General features: G+C 63.3%; 12 protein-coding genes and 2 pseudogenes. 13 read left to right on the top strand and 1 reads right to left on the bottom strand.

Annotated elements, in window-relative coordinates; translation table 11 throughout:
* Positions 1-270: 270 nt before the first annotated feature.
* A pseudogene (locus LZK81_RS21745) lies at positions 271-1,137 on the top strand (amidohydrolase family protein); the annotation flags it as partial.
* A gap of 55 nt (positions 1,138-1,192) precedes the next feature.
* On the opposite strand, the gene LZK81_RS21740 reads toward LZK81_RS21745, so the two are convergent.
* Positions 1,193-1,987 carry an MBL fold metallo-hydrolase gene (locus tag LZK81_RS21740; protein WP_233954644.1) on the bottom strand — a complete coding sequence of 265 codons (795 nt, stop codon included), beginning with the start codon at positions 1,985-1,987 and terminating at the stop codon, positions 1,193-1,195.
* 195 nt (positions 1,988-2,182) lie between these two features.
* Here LZK81_RS21740 and LZK81_RS21735 point away from each other — a divergent pair, with 195 nt between their 5' ends.
* From LZK81_RS21735 to pbpC, 12 genes and pseudogenes are all read left to right on the top strand, one after another.
* Complete coding sequence (locus LZK81_RS21735; RefSeq protein ID WP_233954643.1) at positions 2,183-3,262, top strand: acyltransferase family protein; 1,080 nt, start codon at positions 2,183-2,185, stop codon at positions 3,260-3,262.
* Positions 3,263-3,321: 59 nt separating this feature from the next.
* Positions 3,322-3,903, top strand: coding sequence for a DUF2239 family protein (locus LZK81_RS21730; RefSeq protein ID WP_233954642.1), 582 nt, complete (start codon positions 3,322-3,324; stop codon positions 3,901-3,903).
* 163 nt (positions 3,904-4,066) lie between these two features.
* Positions 4,067-4,870 carry an SDR family NAD(P)-dependent oxidoreductase gene (locus LZK81_RS21725; RefSeq protein ID WP_233954640.1) on the top strand — a complete coding sequence of 268 codons (804 nt, stop codon included), beginning with the start codon at positions 4,067-4,069 and terminating at the stop codon, positions 4,868-4,870.
* 325 nt (positions 4,871-5,195) lie between these two features.
* Complete coding sequence (locus LZK81_RS21720) at positions 5,196-7,052, top strand: TRAP transporter large permease subunit (protein WP_233956658.1); 1,857 nt, start codon at positions 5,196-5,198, stop codon at positions 7,050-7,052.
* Positions 7,053-7,101: 49 nt separating this feature from the next.
* On the top strand, positions 7,102-8,121 hold the full coding sequence (locus LZK81_RS21715) for a TRAP transporter substrate-binding protein (RefSeq protein ID WP_233954639.1): 1,020 nt from the start codon (positions 7,102-7,104) through the stop codon (positions 8,119-8,121).
* 35 nt (positions 8,122-8,156) lie between these two features.
* Positions 8,157-9,068: an IclR family transcriptional regulator gene (locus LZK81_RS21710; protein WP_233954638.1), complete on the top strand. Its 912-nt coding sequence runs from the start codon at positions 8,157-8,159 to the stop codon at positions 9,066-9,068.
* Positions 9,069-9,084: 16 nt separating this feature from the next.
* The gene (locus LZK81_RS21705; protein WP_233954637.1) at positions 9,085-10,254 is read left to right on the top strand and encodes an acetyl-CoA acetyltransferase; all 1,170 of its coding nucleotides are present in this window, start codon (positions 9,085-9,087) and stop codon (positions 10,252-10,254) included.
* Positions 10,251-11,879: pseudogene (locus LZK81_RS21700) on the top strand (acyl-CoA synthetase); the annotation flags it as partial. The gene LZK81_RS21705 and the pseudogene LZK81_RS21700, both read left to right, overlap by 4 nt.
* 135 nt (positions 11,880-12,014) lie before the next feature.
* Complete coding sequence (locus LZK81_RS29345; protein WP_326491515.1) at positions 12,015-12,755, top strand: PCC domain-containing protein; 741 nt, start codon at positions 12,015-12,017, stop codon at positions 12,753-12,755.
* Between the two features lie 2 nt (positions 12,756-12,757).
* The gene (locus LZK81_RS21690; protein ID WP_233954636.1) at positions 12,758-13,507 is read left to right on the top strand and encodes an SDR family NAD(P)-dependent oxidoreductase; all 750 of its coding nucleotides are present in this window, start codon (positions 12,758-12,760) and stop codon (positions 13,505-13,507) included.
* A gap of 127 nt (positions 13,508-13,634) precedes the next feature.
* A complete protein-coding gene (locus LZK81_RS21685) occupies positions 13,635-19,082 on the top strand; it encodes an alpha-2-macroglobulin family protein (protein ID WP_233954635.1) in 5,448 nt (1,815 codons plus the stop codon).
* Positions 19,083-19,098: 16 nt separating this feature from the next.
* Positions 19,099-21,180 carry a penicillin-binding protein 1C gene (pbpC, locus tag LZK81_RS21680; RefSeq protein ID WP_233954634.1) on the top strand — a complete coding sequence of 694 codons (2,082 nt, stop codon included), beginning with the start codon at positions 19,099-19,101 and terminating at the stop codon, positions 21,178-21,180.
* Positions 21,181-21,195: the final 15 nt, after the last annotated feature.

The following is a 21,195-nucleotide window of genomic DNA, read 5'->3' as shown; positions in this document are numbered from 1 at the left end:
TGCCGCGACGGAGCATGGCCGAGATCTCGGCATCGCTCGGCTCGCGGATTTTTTAAACGCCTCGGGGCACTGGACTTCCCTTAAGTTCGCGGTGCCGCAGCAGGACAGACAGGAGGAGCATTCCATGAAGAAGATCGACGCTTTCAACCATATCTGGCCGAAGCCCTTTTTCGATAAGCTGATCGGCTATATCGGCACGATGACCGATGTCACCATGCGCAGTGGCGCGGTGCCGATGATGACGGACCTCGACCGCCGTTTCCAGGTGATGGACATGTTCGGCGGCGACTACCAGCAGGTCCTGTCGCTCGCTTCCCCCCGCTCGAAAAGCTGGCCGGGCCTGAGCGCGCCTATGACCTTGGTCGGATCGGCAACGACTCGCAGGCGGAACTCTGCGAAAAATATCCGGAACGCTTCCCGGCCTTCATCGCCACCGTGCCGATGGAAAACCAGGAATGGATGATGGCGGAAACCAAGCGGGTCGTCGAAGATCTCGGCGCCTGTGCGGTCCAGATCTTCACCAATTACAGCGGCAAGCCGCTTGACCTGCCGCAGTTCGAGCCCTTCTTCGAATATATGGCAAAGTCCGGCAAGCCGGTTTTTCTGCATCCGTCGCGCGGCGCCAACTTCCCGGATTACCTGACCGAAGACCGTTCGGAATACGAGATCTTCTGGACCTTCGGCTGGCCGTATGAAACCTCGGCGGCAATGGCGCGCCTCGTGTTCTCGCGCATCTTCGACAAGTACAAGGGTCTCAAGGTCGTCACCCACCATGCCGGCGGCATGGTGCCCTTCTTTGAAGGCCGCGTCGGTGCCGGCTGGGACCAGATGGGCAAGCGCACGTCAGACCGCGACCTCTCGGTCGTGCTGAAGGCCCTCGAGCGTCCGCATCTCGAATATTTCAAGGAATTTTATGCCGACACGGCGAGCTTCGGTTCGACCAAGGCAATCGAGCACGCCATCGAATTCTTCGGCGAAGACCGGGTGCTTTTCGCGTCCGACGCGCCGTTCGATCCGGAAGGCGGCCCGATGTACATTCGCGAGACCATCAAGGTTCTCGACAACATGGACATCTCCGACGCCACTCGCCAGAAGATCTACGAGGGCAATGCCAAGAAGCTGCTCGGCCTGAAATAAGCGATCAGGTTTTCGGGATTATCGGACGCGCGGGTGCACAAAGCCCGCGCGTTCTTCATTTGGAGAGCCGGTCGATATAACGCCTGGCGGAGCGGGCGACGATCGCCTGTCCGTCCTGACGGACATTCTGGTGCGAAAAGGCGCCGTAGATCCGCTCGAAAGGCCAAAGTGCCAGCCGCTCTGCGACATCGGCAACTTCAGCGGCGCTGAGCGGCAGCATGTTGGGGTAGCTCCACATGAAGGAGACGTGGTCGGTGCCCGGCGTGACCTGAACGATATCTCCGGCCAGCAGCACGCCCTTGTCGTCTTCGCCCGTCCAATGCAGGACGGTGCCGCCGGCAAAGTGTCCGCCGCCATGGACCAGCGTGACGGAGGATGAAAGCACGAGCGCGTCCTCGTCCCACAGCCGGACATGATCCGACGGACGGCAGATCCACTCCTTGTCCGCGGCATGCAGATAGATCGGCGCGTCGAAGGCGGCGGCCCAATCCTGCATGGTCGTGTAATAGTGCGGATGGGAGATCGCGATGGCGCTGAGGCCGCCCAGTGACTGGACGATCGCCCTGGTCGCGTCGTCGAGGAGCGCGATGCAATCCCAAAGGATGTTTCCCGCCGGTGTGCGAACCAGCAGGGCCCTCTGGTTGATGGCGAAGGCGGGAACGGTCTGGATCGCCAACAGTTCCGGTTCGAGCTGCGCCCAAGAATTTCGGTGCGTCTGTGCAAGCTTTTCCGTCGTCGTCCAGGCCTGGCCGGAAGGCGGTATATACTGCCGCTCGTCTGTGCAGATGGGGCACGCTTCCGGCGCTTCCTCGAAAGAAGTGCCGCAGGCGCCGCAGAGAAAAACCGACATCGAAACCTCCCTCGGGACTGTCCATGGGTCCCGTCATGAATTTGATAGGAAACGATATTCGTCAAGGAAAGGGAAGTCCTTGCGTCCCCTGAGGCTGGCCAGCCCGAACCGCTCATATTCTCGAGGAAGGATTCACCTTTTCCAAAGGCAGGTGCGATAGGGTCCGGCTTAAGCTATTTTACGCCCGAGGATCGGATGACGGCCCCGAAGATGCCAAGGCTGCTGAACCTGGATATCCTGCGCCTCGTCTCGGCGCTGATGGTGCTGACGTTCCATTACGGTTTCCGCATGCGGATTTCCGGGGAGGGCGGTGGCATCGGCTTTCCTGAACTCGCACCCCTTGCCATGTGGTTCGATACCGGCCTGCTGATCTTCTTCGCCATTTCCGGCTATGTCATCACCATGTCGGCCGAAGGCCGCTCGGCCTATGATTTCGCCGCCGGGCGTTTCGCGCGGCTCTGGCCGACCTTCATCGTCTGCGCGACGATTACCGCCGTCGTGCTCGCCGTCTGGCATGTGCCGACCCTCGATCCGCCAACGGTCAGGCAATGGCTCGCGCATGGGGTGATCATCTCACGCGGCCTCGGCCAGCCCTTCCTCGACGGCGCCTACTGGACGATCGCCTACGAGATCATCTTCTACGGCTGGGTTTTCCTGTTGATCGCCACCGGCCTTTTCGAGCGCGGCTGGCGCGTTGTCGTACTGGCGTGGCTGGCGATTTCGATCGTCAACGAGGCCTTGATCGGCAGCGGCGCAATCCAGAAACTGCTGATTACGGAATATTCCGGTTATTTCGCTTTCGGCCTGGCGCTCTACAAGGTGAGGCAGCATGCGTCCCTTTCGAGCCACTGCGTGCTCGCCGCCGCCGTCTGCTGGGCAATCGCCACACCCTTCCTGACCGAACCGGACTTCATCGCAACATACGGGCTGAGCCGCAGCGCCGTCGGGCTCGCGCTGATCGGGCCGCTGGCGCTTGCAGCGGTTGCGGTCTGCGCTACGGCCCCGTCGCTGCGCATTTCTCAGACCCTGGCGATCGGGCTCGGCGGTCTCACCTATCCGCTCTACCTGCTGCACCAGAATATCGGTTACGCGGTGTTTGCTCGTTTCGGTACGGAACAGAACCGCTGGCTCGTAGCCCTCGTCCTGGTTGCTGCCCTGCTCTTCGCCGCCTGGGTGATCGCAAGAACTGTCGAACCGGCGTCGCGGCGGGCGATCATCCGCGCGGCTGGTCATCTTCGCGACGGTTTGGGGCGCCTCAGACAGCGGACCGCCTGATCCGGATTGACGGGTTCATTTTACCCGGGTAAATCGGCTCCTCAATACAGAGGGAGCAGATGGCAGATTTTCATTGGACCGCTTTTCGAGGCGACAAGCGCATTGCGGGCGGTTCACCGGCCGAGGTCGTGACGGCGATCAGGGCCGGCGGCCGTGAAAGCGTTCTGGTCTTCGACGATGCGACCGGAAAGCCGGTCGATCTCGATCTCCGCGGCACACTCGAAGACTGTCTCGGCCGCCTTCCCACGGACAATGTGGAGCCTGTCGAGCCGGTGGAACGGCGGCCCGGACGGCCGAAGCTTGGCGTGGTGCCGCGCGAGGTGACACTGCTGCCGCGGCATTGGGAATGGCTCGGCCAGCAGCCGGGCGGGGCCTCGGTTGCTCTGCGCAAGCTCGTCGATGCGGCGCGTGCAGCCAGCAGTTCGGGAGATGACAGGCGCCGGGGTCAGGAGGCCGCCGACCGTTTCATGCGGGCACTCGGCGGGGATCAGCCGGGATATGAGGACGCGGCGAGGGCGCTTTATGCCGGGCAAGAGGATCGCTTCAAGGAGCTGACGGAGAGTTGGCCGACGGATGTCCGTGATCACGCCCGATATCTCGCTCGAGCCGCATTCGATGCGGGCCCAGCAGACGAGAAATAACTCTTTTCATTGCGCATCGCCAAAAAAAGCCGCGGATATCTCGCAATTCGGAGCAGTCCGGTACTTTTCGAACAGCTTCTGTCCGCGATTGAACATGGACCGGATGGAAACCGCACCGTAAGTTGTTTCGAGTCGCCGGGGAGGGTGGCTCGGAGGAGCAGTTATGGATCGCATGAAGAATAAGGTCGTTCTCGTGTTCGGCGCCGGTTCAGTCGGCCCGGGTTTCGGGAACGGCAAGGCCGCGGCCGTCGCCTATGCCCGCGAGGGCGGCAGCGTCGTCTGCGTCGACGTCGATCTCGATGCGGCGAGGAACACGGTCGACGTCATCGAATCCGAGGGCGGCACGGGCCTGGCGATTGCCGCCGACGTCACCAAGTCCGTTGATATTGCCGCCGTCGTCGAAACGACGATGGAACGCTTTGGCCGCATCGACGTGCTGCACAACAATGTCGGCATCAACCTGCCGGGCGGGGCGGCCGAGGCAACCGAAGAAAGCTGGCGCAAGGTGATGGACGTCAACCTGACCAGCGCGTTCCTCACCTGCAAGGCCGTTCTGCCGATCATGGAGAAGCAGGGCGGCGGCGCGATCATCAATATTTCGTCGCTCGCCTCCATCCGATGGACCGGCTACCCATACGTTTCATATTATGCATCGAAGGCGGCGCTGAACCACTTCACACGCGCGATTGCGATCGAATATGCGGCCAAGGGCATCCGCGCTAATGCCATTCTGCCGGGGGTGATGGACACGCCGCACATCCAGAAGCAGATCAGCGGTTACTATGGCTCCACCGAGGAGATGAAGGCCAAAAGAGACGCCCTTTCGCCAATGAAACGCCAGGGAGACGGCTGGGACATCGCCTGGGCCTCGGTTTTCCTCGCGTCCGACGAGGCAAAATACATCACCGGCGTCGAGCTCCCGATTGACGGCGGGCTGCATGTGACGGTGTCCGGCAGCTTGAACTGAGACAATTGCAGGTCCGCGGAAACGAGATCCATGATGTGGATCGGTTTTAAAGTTTTCTGCTTTGGCGGCAAATTTAGGCTTGCCTAATCTGCCGGTCTTCAGCAAACTCCGGCAACTTGAAGAAGAATAAGATCCAGATAATGGACCACTGCGGATGGCTGGAGGAGCCGGACGTCGGGAGGAGAAGCGGTCGCGCCGGAGAGGGGCGTGGTCCGCCCGGATTTGCGGCCTGGCTCGCGATTATCCGGAGCGTTTCTTCCGTTTGTCCGCTTCGCGGCACAGAGGAGGATGATGTGTGACGGCAGCCCATAATACGATCGAGCCCATGGACGAGGCTTCGCTGCTCGCCGGCCTCGAAGGCGTGGCGCCGCAGCAGAGCGGTTCCGTCTGGATGCGGCCGGTGGAGGCGGTTGCCGCAGCACTTCTCGTCGGCATCATCGCGCTTTTGCTGGCCGGGGTCATTTCCCGCTATGTTTTCTCGCTGCCGATCGTCTGGATCGACGAGGTGGCGTCGATCTCCTTCCTCTGGCTCGCCATGCTCGGCTCCGCCATGGCGGTCGACCGCAGCGAACACCTGCGGCTGACGCTTTTCGTCGGCATGCTGCCGGAGAAGCTCCACGGGTTGGCGAATACGCTGGCCCTGCTACTGATGGCGCTCTTCCTCGGCGTGATGCTGCGGCCGGCCTACGAATACGCGATCGAGGAATCCTACATCACCTCGGCGGCGCTCAATATTCCGATGAGCTTTCGAGCCGCGGCCCTGCCGGTCGGCGTCGGGCTGATGCTGATCCTCGCGGTGGTCAATGCGCTGAGGGGATCGAACCTCAGGCAGGTGGCGATATCCGTAGTCGTCATCGCCGCCGTGACGGCGCTCCTCTGGCTCGTCGGGCCGAGCCTGAAGCAGATCGGCAACTGGAACATTCCGATCTTCCTCGTCGGATTCGTGGCGCTGTTCCTGGTTCTCGGGGTGCCGATCGCTTTCTGCTTCGGCCTCGGGACGCTGGCATTTCTGACGTTCACGACTTCTGTTCCGGTCTTCGTGATGATCGGCCGCATGGACGAGGGCATGTCGAGCATCATCCTGCTCTCGGTGCCGATCTTCGTGCTGCTCGGCTGCGTGCTTGATGCGACCGGCATGGGCAGGGCGATCGTCGAGGTTCTGGCATCGCTGCTCGGCCATGTCCGGGCCGGCATGTCCTATGTCCTGCTCGGCTCGATGTTCCTGGTGTCCGGCATTTCCGGCTCCAAAGTCTCCGACATGGCGACGGTCGCGCCGGCGCTGTTTCCGGAGATGAAGCGTCGCGGTCACAAGCCGCCGGAAATGATTGCACTGCTTGCGACGGGCGCGGCGATGGCGGAAACCGTGCCGCCATCGATCGTGCTGATCGTGCTCGGGTCCGCGGCCGGCGTTTCGATCGCCGGGCTGTTCACCTCCGGTTTCGCGATTGCCATGGTTCTGCTTCTGGTGCTTGCGATCCTGGCGCGCTGGAAGGCGCGGCATGAATCCATGGCCGGCGTTCGCCGTGCGCCGCTCTCGGTGATCAAGAAGGCGTTTCTGGTCGCCGCCCCGGCGCTGGTGCTGCCCTTCCTGATCCGCACCGCCGTCGGCGAGGGGATTGCCACCGCGACCGAAGTTTCGACGATCGCCGTTCTCTACGCGATGATCATCGGTGCGACGCTTTATGGCGGCATCAGCCTGAAAAAGCTCTATTCCATGCTCGTGGAAACGGCGGCACTCTCCGGCGCGATCCTGATGATCCTGGGGGCCGCGTCCGCCATGGCCTGGGCACTGACCCAGACCGGGTTCGCGGCGCAGCTTGTGCAGGCGGTCCAGGGCCTGCCGGGTGGATGGATGACCTTCATGGGCGTCACCATCCTGATCTTCATGGTGCTCGGCTGCGTGCTGGAAGGCTTGCCGGCGATCGTGCTGATGGCGCCGATCATGTTTCCGGTCGCCCGTTCGCTCGGTATCAACGACATCCACTATTCGATGGTGGTGGTGACGGCGATGAATATCGGCCTGATGACGCCGCCGATCGGCATCGGTTTCTACATCGCCTGCAAGATCGGCAATGTCTCGCCGGATGACGCCATGAAGGCCATCTGGCCCTATATCGGCGCGCTGATGATCGGCCTCCTGGTGATCGCGGCCGTGCCCTATTTCTCGACGGTTTTCCTTTGAACGCCGTGAGACCAAAAAGACCTGGGAACTGAAATCGGAGGAGGATTTCATGAACGTCAATCGCAGAACGCTTCTTTTGGGCGCGGCCACGACCGGCATCGCCACCACCTTTTCGATCCGCACACGGCCGGCAAACGCCGCCGAATTCACCTACAAGTTCGCCAACAACCAGGCGCTGACGCATCCGATGAACGTCCGCGCGAAGGAGGCGGTCGCCAAGATCCAGGAGGAGAGCGGTGGCCGCATGGCGATCAACATCTTCCCGTCGAGCCAGCTCGGCGCCGATACCGACATGCTGAACCAGGTGCGCTCCGGCGGCGTCGAAATGTTCAGCCTGTCGCCGATCATCCTGTCGACGCTGGTGCCGAACGCCTCGCTCAACGGCGTCGGTTTTGCGTTCCCGAGCTATGACAAGGTCTGGCCGGCGATGGACGGCGAACTCGGCAAATATGTTCGCGCCGAGATCGAGAAGAAGGGCCTGCTGACGCTCGACAAGATCTGGGACAACGGTTTCCGGCAGATCACCTCGTCGAAGGGACCGATCGAAAAGCCGAAGGATCTCGAAGGCTTCAAGATCCGCGTGCCGGTGAGCCCGCTCTGGACCTCAATGTTCACCGCCTTCGGTTCGGCGCCTGCCAGCATCAACTTTGCGGAGACCTATACGGCTCTGCAGACCGGCATCGTCGACGGGCAGGAGAACCCGCTCGCCATCCTGACCACGGCAAAGCTGTTCGAGGTGCAGAAATACGTCTCGATGACCAACCACATGTGGGACGGTTTCTGGATCCTACTTAATCGCCGCTCCTGGCAGGCGCTGCCGGCAGATTTGCAGGGGATCGTTTCGAAGCACTTCAACGCCGCCGCCGAGCTGCAGCGCAAGGACGTGATGGGCCTCAACGCCACCGTCCAGGCAGAACTCGAAGGCAAGGGCATGAAGTTCAACAAGCCCGACGGCGCGCTTTTCCAGGAAAAGCTGCGCGCTGCCAATTTCTACAAGGACTGGAAAGCGAAATATGGCGACGAGGCCTGGGCCATTCTCGAAAAGGCCATCGGCAAGTCATTGAGCTGATCGGTGGCGGACATGCGTCGGGTAGGAAGCGGCATATGGAACAAGTGATCGAAAACCTGCCGGGTCTTCGGGAAGGTGCCGTTTCCGGCTCGCAGGCGGTGGAGCGGGCGCTGCAGCTTCTCTCCATCGTCGGCCGCCGCGCGGAAAAGGGTGTGGCGCTCGCCGATGTGGTTGCCGATAGCGGCCTCAACAAACCCACCGCCCGGCGGCTGCTGATGGCGTTGATGCGGTCCCGCCTCGTCGAGCAGGACGAGCTGAGCCGCCGGTATTATCTCGGCGGGGAGCTTTACGTACTCGGCATGCTGGCCTCTCGCCGGCACGGCCTTCTGGAAATGGCGGGCGAAAGCCTCAAGCGGCTTTCCAGCAAATCCGCCGACACGAGTTTCGTGTCGATGCGGCGGGACGACTATGCCGTCTGTCTGCATCGCGAAGAGGGCACCCATCCGGTGCGCACCCATGCGCTGCTCACCGGCGACCAGAACCCGCTCGGCGTCGGCGCCGGTTCGCTCGCCATGCTGGCGGCATTGCCGGATGCGGAGGTGGAGGCCATCCTCGGCCGGATCAAAGGCGTCATTACCGCCCAGTATCCCGGCTATTCGACGGATATCATCCGCGAGGACGTCGTCCGCACCCGCGAACTCGGCTACGCGCTCAATCCCGGGCGGGTGATAGCCAATTCCTGGGGGATCGGCATGGCGATCCTGCTACCCGACGGGCGGCTTGCAGGGGCCTTGTCGATTGCCGCGATCGACAGCCGCATGGGTGAGGCGCGCCAGAAGGAGCTTGCGGCCCAGCTCGGCCAGGAGGTCGAGCGGGTGCAGGGCAAGCTGAAGATGCTTTTCAATTCCGAGAAATCCACGGCGCGGAGCCCGTCGCAGCCGGCAAAGCCCCGAGCGCCGGCTCGATCGCCGGCCAGATCGCCGGCCAAATCGCCGGAACGTGTTTGAAACGAAGGAGAAGGTCATGGCAGGAGCACAGATCGTCGGTTGGGCCCATTCGAAATTCGGCAAGTCCGAAGCGGGCTCGACGCGGGAATTGATGGCCGAGGTGATCAATCCGGCCCTCGAACACGCCGGTATCACGGCCAAGGATGTCGACGGCATTTTCGTCGGCGTGTTCAATAACGGCTTTTCCAAGCAGGATTTTCAAGGCGCCCTGGTGGCGATGGCGGCCGACGGGTTCGATCATGTGCCGGCCGTGCGGATGGAGAATGCCTGCGCCACGGGCTCCGCGGCCCTTTATTCGGCGCTCGATTTCATCGCTGCCGGGCGCGGCAAGATCGCGCTGGTTGTCGGTGCCGAGAAGATGACGGCGCTGCCCACCAAGGAGACGGGCGATATCCTGCTGTCGGCCTCCTACCGCGAGGAGGAGGCGGATGTCGAAGGCGGTTTCGCCGGTCTCTTCGGACGCATCGCCAGCCATTATTTCCAGCGTTATGGCGACCGTTCGGAAGAGCTCGCCATGATCGCGGCGAAGAACCACGCGAACGGCATGAAGAACCCCTATGCCCATATGCAGAAGGATTTCGGCTTCGACTTCTGCAACACGGTGTCCGACAAGAACCCCTATGTGGCGGCGCCGCTGAGGCGCACCGACTGCTCGCTGGTTTCGGATGGTGCGGCCGCTCTGGTGATCGCCTCGCCCGAAGTCGCGGCCGGTATGAAGCGCGCCGTCGCCTTCAAGGCGCACAATCACGTCAACGATATCCTCGCGATGTCGCGGCGCGATCCGATCGCCTTTGAAGGCGCGCGCATGGCCTGGCAGAAATCGCTGGCGGAGGCGGGCGTTTCGCTCGACGATCTGAGCTTCGTCGAAACCCATGACTGCTTCACCATCGCCGAGCTCATCGAATACGAGGCGATGGGGCTTGCCGAACCCGGCAAGGGCTATCGCGTCATCCGCGAGGGCATCACCCGCAAGGATGGCCGGCTGCCGGTCAACCCGTCCGGTGGGCTGAAATCCAAGGGACACCCGATCGGCGCGACCGGCGTCTCCATGCACGTGATGGCGGCGATGCAGCTTTGCGGTGATGCAGGCGAGATGCAGCTGCCGAAGGCGACGATGGCCGGTGTCTTCAACATGGGCGGTGCTGCCGTCGCCAACTACGTGTCGATCCTGGAGCGGACGAAATGAATGCGACGACCTCGGTTGCCGTCGGCGATCAGGCCGAACCGAAGGGAGGCTTGAGCCCCCGTTCGACGCGGGTGATGAACCTTGCCCGTTTCGTCACGCAGGCGATGCGTCGCGAACCGCAGGGCATCGCGCTGGTCTGGGCCGAGAAGACGTGGACCTGGGAAGAGTTCGAGACACGCATCGACGCGATGGCTGCGGCGCTGCAGCAGCGTTTCGAGGTGAGCAAGGGCGACCGCATCCTGGTTCAGTCGCAGAACTGCAACCAGATGTTCGAGAGCATGTTCGCCTGTTTCCGGATCGGCGCCGTCTGGGTGCCGACCAATTTCCGGCAGACTCCTGAGGAGGTCGCCTATCTCGCCAAGGCGAGCGGCGCGACCGGCCTGATCTGCAACGCCTCGTTTCCGGATCACGCGCGGGTGGTGCGGGAGAACAATCCGGAGATCGGTTTCGTTATTGCCATAGGCGAATCGGATTTCGGGCCGTCCTATGATGCCGTTGTCGACGAATTCCATGGCAGGAAGCCGGCCGAAGCGCGCGTCGAACGGGATGATCCCTGCTGGTTCTTCTTCACGTCGGGCACGACGGGCCGGCCGAAGGCGGCGGTGCTGACCCACGGACAGATGGCTTTCGTGATCAACAACCATCTCTGCGACCTGATGCCGGGCGTGACCTCCGCCGATGCGGCGCTGGTCGTCGCCCCTCTGTCGCATGGCGCGGGAGTCCACCAGCTTACCCAGGTGGCGCATGGGGTGAAGACCATCCTGCTGCCGACGGAAAAGTTCGATATCGACGCTGCCTGGGCACTGATCGAAAAATGGCACGTCTCGACCATGTTCACCGTGCCGACCATCCTGAAACTGCTGGTGGAGCATCCGGCTGTCGAAAAATACGACCATTCCTCGCTGCGCTACGTCATCTATGCCGGCGCGCCGATGTATCGCGAGGACCAGAAGCGGGCGCTGAAAAGCCTCGGTCCGGTGATCGTGCAATATTTCGGGCTCGGCGAAGTGACCGGCGCGATCACGGTCCTGCCCCCGGTCTTGCATTCGGCTGAGGACGGCGAGGCGGCCAGGATCGGTACCTGCGGCATGGAACGCACCGGCATGCAGGTGTCGATCCAGAACGATGCGGGCGAGGAGGTCGGGCCTTACGAGACCGGCGAAATCTGCTGCATCGGCCCGGCGGTCTTTGCCGGGTATTACGACAATCCGGAGGCCAACGAGAAGGCGTTCCGCAACGGCTGGTTCCGCACCGGCGACCTCGGCCACATGGATGCGGAGGGTTTTCTCTACATCACCGGCCGCGCCTCCGACATGTATATTTCCGGCGGCTCGAACGTCTATCCGCGCGAGATCGAGGAAAAACTCCTCACCCATCCGGCAGTCAGCGAAGTGGCGGTGCTCGGTGTGCCGGATCCGCTCTGGGGCGAAGTCGGCGTGGCCGTCTGCGTCGCCAATCCTGGTTCGGCGGTGACCGAGAAGGACCTGTTCGCCTTCATCGACGGCCGGATGTCCCGCTACAAGATGCCGAAGCGTTTCATCTTCTGGGATGCGCTGCCGAAATCCGCCTATGGCAAGATCACCAAGAAGATGATCCGCGAAGAGCTGCAGGCGCGCGGCGAGCTCGACAATAAGCCGGCTAATGATCTACCGGCGTTGCGCCAGCTCAAGCATCCCGGTCCCATCGCGCCGATCAGGCGTGAGGCGGTGCGAACCGCGTTGAAGCCGGTCGAGGGCGTCCTGCGGCCCGGCGAGGTCTTCATGGCCGAGGTGGCGCGTATCTTCGCAGAGGCGGGCTGCAAGGGCGGTTTCCTCAATATCGAGGGCGGCGCCTGCGATCCGTTCCGGTATGTCCTGCCAGCCTTCTCTCCGGACGAGGACCATGCAGCCTGGTACAGCGCCACTTTCGCGCCGGAAGCGGGAGGGAGGTTCCTGACCGCGACCGCAATGGTCGGCGAACGGGATGGCGCGCCGTTCCTGCATTGCCACGGCATCTGGGATACGGGCGAAGGGGCTCTGCGCATGGGGCATGTGTTGCCCTTCGACAGCATTGTCAGCCGGCCGATCGCTGTCAAAGGGTATGGCAGCGCCACGGCGACCTTTTCGTCGATCCCCGATCCGGAAACGAATTTCACGCTGTTTTCCGCCAAGGGCGAGAGCGGCGAGGGCAACGGCATCCTGCTGCGGGTACGCCCGAACGAGGATGTCGGGATGGCGATCGAAGACGTCTGCCGGGCACACGGCATCGAGAGTGCCCGCATCTACGGCATCGGCAGCATCAACGAGCCCGTGTTCGAGGATGGGCGCCGGATTGTCTGCCTCGCGACCGAGATCGCCATCGAGAACGGCGTGCTCGAAAACACCCCGGACGGGATCCGGGCGTCGATCGATGCTGCGGTCGTCGATACGGACGGCGTGATCTATCACGGCCGGCTGGCGCGTGGCGACAACCCGGTCGGCGTCACCTTCGAACTGGTCATCATCGAAAACCGGGAGAGCTGAACATGCGAAGCGTCGTCGTCACGGGTGCGGGATCGGGTATCGGCCTTTCGACGACGGAGCTTCTGATCGAGGCCGGCTGGCATGTGCTGGCCGCGGACCGCGATGCCGAAGCGCTCGAACGGCTGACGGACCGGCTCGGCAATCGCGCCGGCCTCCTGACCACCGTTCTCCTCGATATTACCGACGAGAAGGCGATCGCGGATCTTGCCGAGCGGTGCCAGGCGCTCCACAGCCCGCTGCAGGCATTGGTCAACAGCGCCGGCATCGGTTCGAACGTGCGTTTTGCCGATACCACGACCGATCAGCTTCGCCGGATGTACGAGGTGAATGTCGTCGGCGCGTTTGCGCTGTCGCAAGCATTGGCGCCGATCATGCGGGAAAACGGCGGCGGCTCGATCGTCCACATTGCCTCGGTCTCCGGCATCAAGGGCAATCTCGGCCGTTCCGCCTATGGTGCATCGAAGGGCGCGCTGGTGACGCTCACCAAGATCATGGCCGTCGAACTCGCAGACGACCTGATCCGCGTCAACGCCATCGCGCCGGGACCGATCGAGACGCCGATGGTCAAGGAAAACCACACGGCCGCGACGCGCGAGGAGTGGAACCGCACCGTGCCTATGCGCCGCTACGGCCGGCCGGAGGAGATCGCCACGGCCATCGCCTTCCTCGTCGACGAGCGGCAGTCCTCCTACGTGACCGGCCAAATCCTTGCTGTAGACGGTGGATTTACCGCTGCCGGACTGATGGCCTGATCCTTTCCGGCACGACATTCGTCTTGTGACAATCTCTTCATGAAAAGAGGTTGCGAGGCTCGTTGACAAGTCACGGGATAGATTAGAAAACTGCCAACTTCCGACTGCAGCCACGGGGGGACTTTCAATGTCTAGGCGCGCGTTATTCGGCTTTCTCGCTCTCATCGTTTCCGCATTCGCTCTCGTCTCGCCGCTGACTGCGGCCGACCGGCGGATCGAAAGCACTCCGAACAGCGATTATCTCGGTTTCGATCTGAGAACCGTGAAAAATGTCAGCCAGCCCCAATGCGAAGCGGCCTGCATCGGCGACAATGCCTGCAAGGCTTTCACATATAACGAGAAGGCCAAATGGTGCTTCCTCAAGTCGGATTACAGCCAGCTCAACCCGTTCCAGGGCGCGACGGCCGGCAAGATCGTGGTAACGGCGGTTGAACCGGATATCGGCGCCCCGCCGAAACTGTCCTTCCTCTCGGAAGAAGTTCTCCAGCAGGCGCGCGATCAGAAGGATGGCCTGACGCTTGGCGACAACCAGAAGGGTTACGGCGTCGAGAACCTCAAGACGATCGCCCAGGGTCAGCTTCTGACCGGCAACGTCGATACGGCGATCTACAATTTCAAAGGTGCGCTTTCGATCATCCCCGAAGACGGTGCGCTGTGGATCGAGCTTGCCCGCGCCGCCGGCACCGCCAAGAATAACGGCACCGCCGATGGCGAAGGCACGCTTGCCGCAGTCAATGGCTACCAGCTTTCGCGCACCACGCAGACCCGTGCCGATGCGCTGGCGGTTCTCGGCGCTGCGCTCGCCAAGCAGCAGAATTACCGCGCCGCGCTCAACGCCTATAAGGCAAGCCTCGCGCTGGTGAATGCCCGCACCGTGCAGGCCGCCTATAACGACCTGCGCGAGCGCCAGGGCTTCCGCATGACCGGCAATACGGTCGATGCCGACAGCGCCAATCCGCGCGTCTGCGTGCAGTTCTCCGAACCGCTGGTGAAGATCGGCGTCGATTATGCGCCCTTCGTCGTGCTCAACGGCCAGGCGCCGAAGGCGATGGAAGCCAAGGACAACCAGATCTGCGTCGAAGGCCTGACCCATGGCCAGCGCTACAAGCTGTCGCTGCGCCGTGGCCTGCCGTCTTCCGTGGACGAGCCGCTTGTTGCTCAGGTCGATATCGATGTCTACGTCAAGGACCGCTCGGCGACCGTGCGTTTCACCGGCGACAGTTTCGTGCTGCCGTCGACCGCGCGCCGCGGCATTCCGATCGTCTCGGTCAATACCGAGAAGGCCAATCTGAAGCTTTACCGCGTCGGTGACCGCAGCATTGCCCCGCTGCTCGCCAATTCTCAGTTCCTGACCCAGATGGATGGCTACAACGCCACCCAGATCGAGGAGCAGAGCGGGGAACTGGTCTGGCAGGGCACGATCGATATCGCCCAGGACCTCAACAAGGACGTGGTGACCAGCTTCCCCGTTGACGAGGCTCTGCCGACCCGCAAGCCCGGCGTCTACATGCTGACGGCGGCTGCCGCCAATGCCACGAGCCAGGAATACGATACCAAGGCGACGCAATGGTTCGTGGTGTCCGATATCGGCCTCACCACCTATGCCGGCACCGACGGCCTCAACGTCTTTGCCCGCTCGCTCGGAAGCGCCAAGCCGATGGCCGGCGTCGATCTGCAGCTTCTCGCCAAGAACAACGAAATCCTCGGTACGGCGAAAACCGATGCGGATGGCCGCGCGGTGTTCACCGCCGGCCTGATGCGCGGCACGGCGGCGATGGTGCCGGCCGTGCTCGCCGCGCAGAACAACGGCCAGGACTATGTCTTCCTCGACATGGCCCGTGCCGGCTTCGACCTGTCCGACCGCGGCGTCACGGGGCGCCCGGCGCCGGGTGCGATCGACATCCTGCCCTGGACCGAACGCGGCATCTACCGGCCCGGCGAAACCGTGCATGCATCGGCGCTTGCCCGCAATATCGATGCGACGGCGATCGAGAACCTGCCGCTCACCTTCGTTTTCCTGCGGCCGGATGGCGTCGAGGATCGGCGTATGGTCAACAACGGTTTGCTCGGCGGTTACACGCTCGACCTGCCATTGCTGGCCACCTCGATGCGCGGCACCTGGACGATGCAGATCTTCACCGATCCCAAGGGTTCGGCGATCGGCGAAAAGACCTTTCTCGTTGATGACTTCGTGCCGGATCGCATCGAGTTCGACATGACCAGCGATGCCAAGCAGATCGCGGTCGGGGAGCCGGTGCCGGTCAACATCGACGGCCGATATCTTTATGGAGCGCCGGCGGCCGGCCTCAATCTCGAAGGCGAAATCGCGCTGAAGACGACGCGCGAAAATCCGGCCTTCCCGGGCTACCAGTTCGGCCTCGTCGATGAAGAGGCGAGCGAAGCGGTTCGCATTCCGCTGGAGGCGCTCGAACCGCTCGACGACGACGGCAAGGCAGTCTTCGACGCGACCGTTTCCGAAGCGCCCTCCACGACGCAGCTTGTCAACGCCGATATCGTGGTGCGCATGCAGGAGGCGGGCGGCCGCGCCATCGAGCGTTCGATCACCCTGCCGGTCAAGGCAGAAGGTGCGCGGATCGGCATCAAGCCTGAATTCTCCGGCGATCTCGGCGAGAATTCGGTCGGCAATTTCACCGTGATCATGGTGGACGCGGCCGGCAAGAAGCAGGCGGTGCAGAACCTGCCCTGGAAGCTGATCAAGATCGATCGCGATTACCAGTGGTATCGCGACGGTTCGTCCTGGCGATATGAGCCGGTGACCCGCACCAGCCAGGCTGCCAACGGCACGGTGAATGTCACCGCCGATGGCGGCAAGGTTTCCGTTCCGGTCAAGTGGGGCCGCTACCGGCTCGAGGTCGAAACTGCCGATATCGGCGGACCCACGTCCAGCGTCGAATTCGATGCCGGCTGGTTCGTGACCGCGACCTCGACCGAAACCCCGGATGCGCTGGAAATCGCACTGGACAAGCAGAGCTACAAGGTCGGCGAGACGGCCAAGCTCAAGATCTCGTCGCGATATGCCGGTGAGCTGATGATCACGTCGGGTTCCGAGAGCCTGATTGCGGTCAAGACCGCGAGCATCGGCGCAGATGGCGGTGAGGTGGAGATCCCCGTCACCGCGGCCTGGGGCGCCGGTTCCTATGTGACCGCGACGCTTTATCGTCCCGGCCAGGCGCAGGAAAGCCGCATGCCGATGCGCGCCATCGGCGTCACCTGGCTGAAGGTCGATCCCGAAAGCCGCGATCTACAGGTGTCGATCACCGCGCCGGAAAAGACGCTGCCGCGCCAGCCGCTCAACATCTCGCTGCAGGTTGCCGGAGCAGGCGCCAATGAGGACGCCTATGTGACCGTTGCCGCGGTGGATGTCGGCATTCTCAATCTGACGCGATACCAGCCTCCGGCGCCGGACGACTGGTATTTTGGCCAGCGCCGCCTCGGCCTCGAAATCCGTGACCTCTATGGCCGTCTGATCGACGGTTCGCTCGGAGCCACCGGGCGGTTGCGCACCGGCGGCGACGGCGGCAGCACGGCGCTGCAGAGCAGCCCGCCCAAGGAAAAGCTGATCGCCTTCTTCTCAGGTCCGGTGAAGCTCGATGCGCAGGGCAAGGCGAATGTCTCCTTCGACATTCCGCAGTTCAACGGCACGGCGCGCGTCATGGCGGTCGCCTGGTCGAAGACCGGCGTCGGGCATGGCGTCAAGGATGTGGTGATCCGCGATCCGGTCGTGGTGACTGCCAGCCTGCCGCGCTTCCTGGCGCCTGGCGACCAGACCAATCTCAGGCTCGACATCGCCAATACCGATGCGCCGGCTGGCGACTACCAGCTTGCCATCACCACCAACAGACCGGTCGCCGTCGATCAGAAGGGGACCGGGAAGATAACGCTCGCCGCCGGCGGCAAGTCGGATGTCACGCTTGCGCTTCGCGGTGTCGAACCGGGCGACGGGTCGATTTCGGTCCGCCTTTCGAATGCGTCTGGCATGTCGCTCGACCAGGTGCTCGATATTCCCGTGCGGCCGGCCGCGATGCCGATCACCCAACAGCGGCTCGTCGAGCTGAAACCGGGCGCCAGCGTGACGGTCGATGCCAACCTGCTCGCGGACAGCATCCTGCCGGGCGCCTCGATCAGCGTGAATGTCAGCCGCTCCACCGCCTTCGATATTCCGGCACTGCTGATGAGCCTCAGCCGGTATCCCTATGGATGCGCCGAACAGACGACCAGCCGCGCGTTGCCGCTCCTCTATCTCAGCCAGATGGCGGTGCAGAACGGCCTTGCCGACGATACGGAGGTCAAGAAGCGGGTCCAGGATGCGATCTATCGCGTGCTGTCCTACCAGTCCTCGGCCGGCAGTTTCGGCCTCTGGGGCCCGGGCGGCGGCGATCTTTGGCTCGATTCCTACGTGAGCGACTTCCTCAGCCGGGCCCGCGAGCAGGGCTACGACGTGCCGGAACAGGCGCTCGTCCAGGCCCTCGACAGCCTGCAGAACTCGCTCGGCTTCACCAACAACGTCAAGGATCAGGGCAACGAGATCGCCTATGCGTTCTATGTGCTCGCCCGCAACCGAAAGGCCGCGATCAGCGACCTGCGCTATTACGCCGATACAATGCTGAACGACTTCCCGACGCCGCTCGCCAAGGCGCATATTGCTGCGGCGCTGGCACTTTACGGCGATGCCCAGCGGTCGCGGAATATCTTCGCGGCCTCGCTGCAGATGTCGCAGGACGCGCAGATCCACCGGGTCAGCCTGTCGCGTTCGGATTATGGCTCGTCCTTGCGTGACGGTGCCGCGGTCCTGGCGCTTGCCGCCGAAAGCCGTCCGGTGCCGCCGATCGTTCCGGCGCTTGCCACCATCGTCGCCAAGGAATGGGGGCAGAAGAAATATACCAGCACCCAGGAACAGACCTGGATGCTGCTCGCCGCCCGCGCGCTGCAGAATGGTGACGACGGTCTGCGCCTGCAGGTCAACGGTGCCGATCATCGCGGCACGCTGATGTCGCAGATGACCGGCGATGCGCTGATCGGCCATCCGCTGACCGTCAAGAACAACAGCGCCGATCCGCTGTCGGCCTCGATCACCACGGTCGCGGCCCCGGCTCAGCCGCTGCCGGCCGGTGGCGACGGTTTCCAGATCACCCGCACCTACTATTCGATGGACGGCGAGGAGGCCAATGTCAGCGAAGCGCAGCAGAACCAGCGTTATGTCGCGGTGATCACGATCACCGAGAGCAATAGCTGGCCGTCGCGCATCGTCGTTACCGACCTTCTGCCGGCCGGTTTCGAGATCGACAATCCGAGCATCGTCAACAGCGCGAGCCTTACGAACTTCGATTGGATCGAGGAAGTGCAGGCGGCCCACACCGAGTTCCGCAACGACCGTTTCGTCGCGGCCTTCGACCGGAGCGCCGGCGACAACCGCGAGATCACGCTTGCCTATGTGGTCCGCGCCGTAACCCCCGGCGTCTACGATCATCCGGCTGCCCAGGTCGAGGACATGTACCGTCCGCAGTTCTCAGCCCGTACCGCAATGGGCAAGATGGAGGTGCTGGCCGCCCAGTAAGCGGCAGCTCGCCCAGATGAAGCTCAGGTGGAAACTTTCGATCGGTCTGGTGATCGGCCTCGTCACTGCGGCGGGGCTGATCGTCGGTCTTGAAGCGGCCGACAGGGCCTATCCGCCGCCGCTCGAAAGGGCGCGGGTGGTTTCCACCGAAGTGCTGGATGCGGATGGCGAGCTGCTGCGTGCGTTTGCGACGCCGGAAGGCCGCTGGCGGCTTCGCACGACGGTCGAGAATGTCGATCCGCGGTTCCTCAAAATGCTGGTCGCCTATGAGGACCAGCGTTTCTACGAGCATGCCGGCGTCGACCCTTGGGCACTCGGCCGTGCCGTGCTGCAACTCGTCACCAATGGCCATGTGGTCTCGGGTGCTTCGACGCTGTCGATGCAGGTGGCGCGGCTGATCGAACCGCGCGAGAGCCGGTCGGTCGCAGCCAAACTCCGCCAGCTCGTCCGCGCCGTGCAGATCGAGCGGCGGCTGTCCAAGCAGGAAATCCTCGAACTCTACCTGACCCATGCGCCCTATGGCGGCAATCTGGAGGGCGTGCGGGCTGCGAGCCTTGCCTATTTCGGCAAGGAACCCCGGCGGCTGACGGTGGCGGAAGCAGCCCTTCTCGTCGCCCTGCCGCAATCGCCGGAAGGCCGGCGGCCGGACCGGCATTTCAAGATTGCACAGGCGGCTCGCGAGCGGGTGCTGATGCGTTCGGCTGTCGCCGCCGTCACTGGCGATGGCGAGGCGGAGCGGGCGGTGGGCGAAGGTATCCCGAGGCGCCGCCTGCAATTGCCGGCCTATGCTGCGCATCTCGCCGAAGCGGCGATCCGCAAACAGCCGAAGATCGAGCAGCATAAGACGACGCTGAAACGCAACATCCAGCAGGGGCTGGAGCAGGTCGCGAGGGAAGCTTCGGTGAAGCTCAGCCCTAAGGTTTCCGTTGCCATGGTGATGGCAGACATCACCACCGGTGCGATCGTCGGCGAGGTCGGTTCGGCCGATTATTTCGATGCGAGCCGCTCCGGCTGGGTGGACATGACGCGGGTCAACCGCTCGCCGGGCTCGACGCTGAAGCCGTTCATCTATGGCCTCGCCTTCGAGCAGGGACTGGTTTCGCAGGAAACGATCATCGAGGATCGGCCGGCGGATTTCTTCGGTTATCGGCCGAAAAATTTCGACATGACCTATCAGGGCGATGTCAGCGTCCGGCAAGCGCTGCAGCTGTCGCTCAATGTGCCGGCGGTGCGGCTGCTGGATGCCGTCGGCCCGTCGCGGCTGATGATCCGTTTCCGCCGTGCCGATGTGCGGCCGGTCCTGCCGGCGAACGAGGCGCCGGGTCTTGCGATCGGTCTCGGCGGTGTCGGGATTACGCTCAAGGATCTGGTGCAGGCCTATGCGGCGCTCGCCAATCGCGGCAATCCGATGCGGATCGGCAATGGTATCGAGGATCAGCCCAGCATGATCGACGGCGAACCGCTGCTGGAGCCGCAGGCGGTGTGGAACGTCGCCGACATTCTCTCGGACGTCCTGCCGCCGCAAGGCAGCCGCCGGCTCGGCATCGCCTACAAGACCGGCACGAGCTACGGCTATCGTGATGCCTGGTCGGTCGGCTTCGACGGGCGCTACGTCCTGGGCGTCTGGGTTGGACGGCCGGATAACGGAGCAGTGCCGGGCATTGCGGGTTACCAGACGGCGGCACCGATCCTGTTCGAGGCCTTTTCGAAATCCGGCGTGCCGATCACGCCGCTGCCGTCGGCGCCATCGGGCGCCGTCCGCATTGCGCAGGCCGAGCTGCCGATCAGCCAGAGGCGTTTCTCGATGACCGCGAGCGGGCTTGTTTCCGCCTCGACGCGAGAGCCGGCGCCGCAGATCGTCTACCCGCCGGAAGGCGCGCGCGTCGATCTCGGCGCGCAATCGGGAGATATTTCGCCGCTTGTGTTGAAGCTTCAGGGCGGCCGTGCGCCGTTCCGGTGGCTTGCCAACGGCAAGCCGCTCAGCGAGCTGTCCCGTCGCCGCACCAGTGAATGGACGCCGGATGGCGCGGGTTATTCGACGCTGACCGTGATCGACGCCGCCGGTCGCGCCGCCAGTGTCAGGGTTTTCGTGGAATAGGGGCGGCGAAGATCT

This window comes from Neorhizobium galegae, from assembly GCF_021391675.1.
GTDB classification, from domain to species: Bacteria; Pseudomonadota; Alphaproteobacteria; order Rhizobiales; family Rhizobiaceae; genus Neorhizobium; species Neorhizobium galegae_B.
The sequence above is the reverse complement of the archived record's forward strand: the minus strand, read 5'-3'. Positions and strand labels throughout refer to the sequence as shown.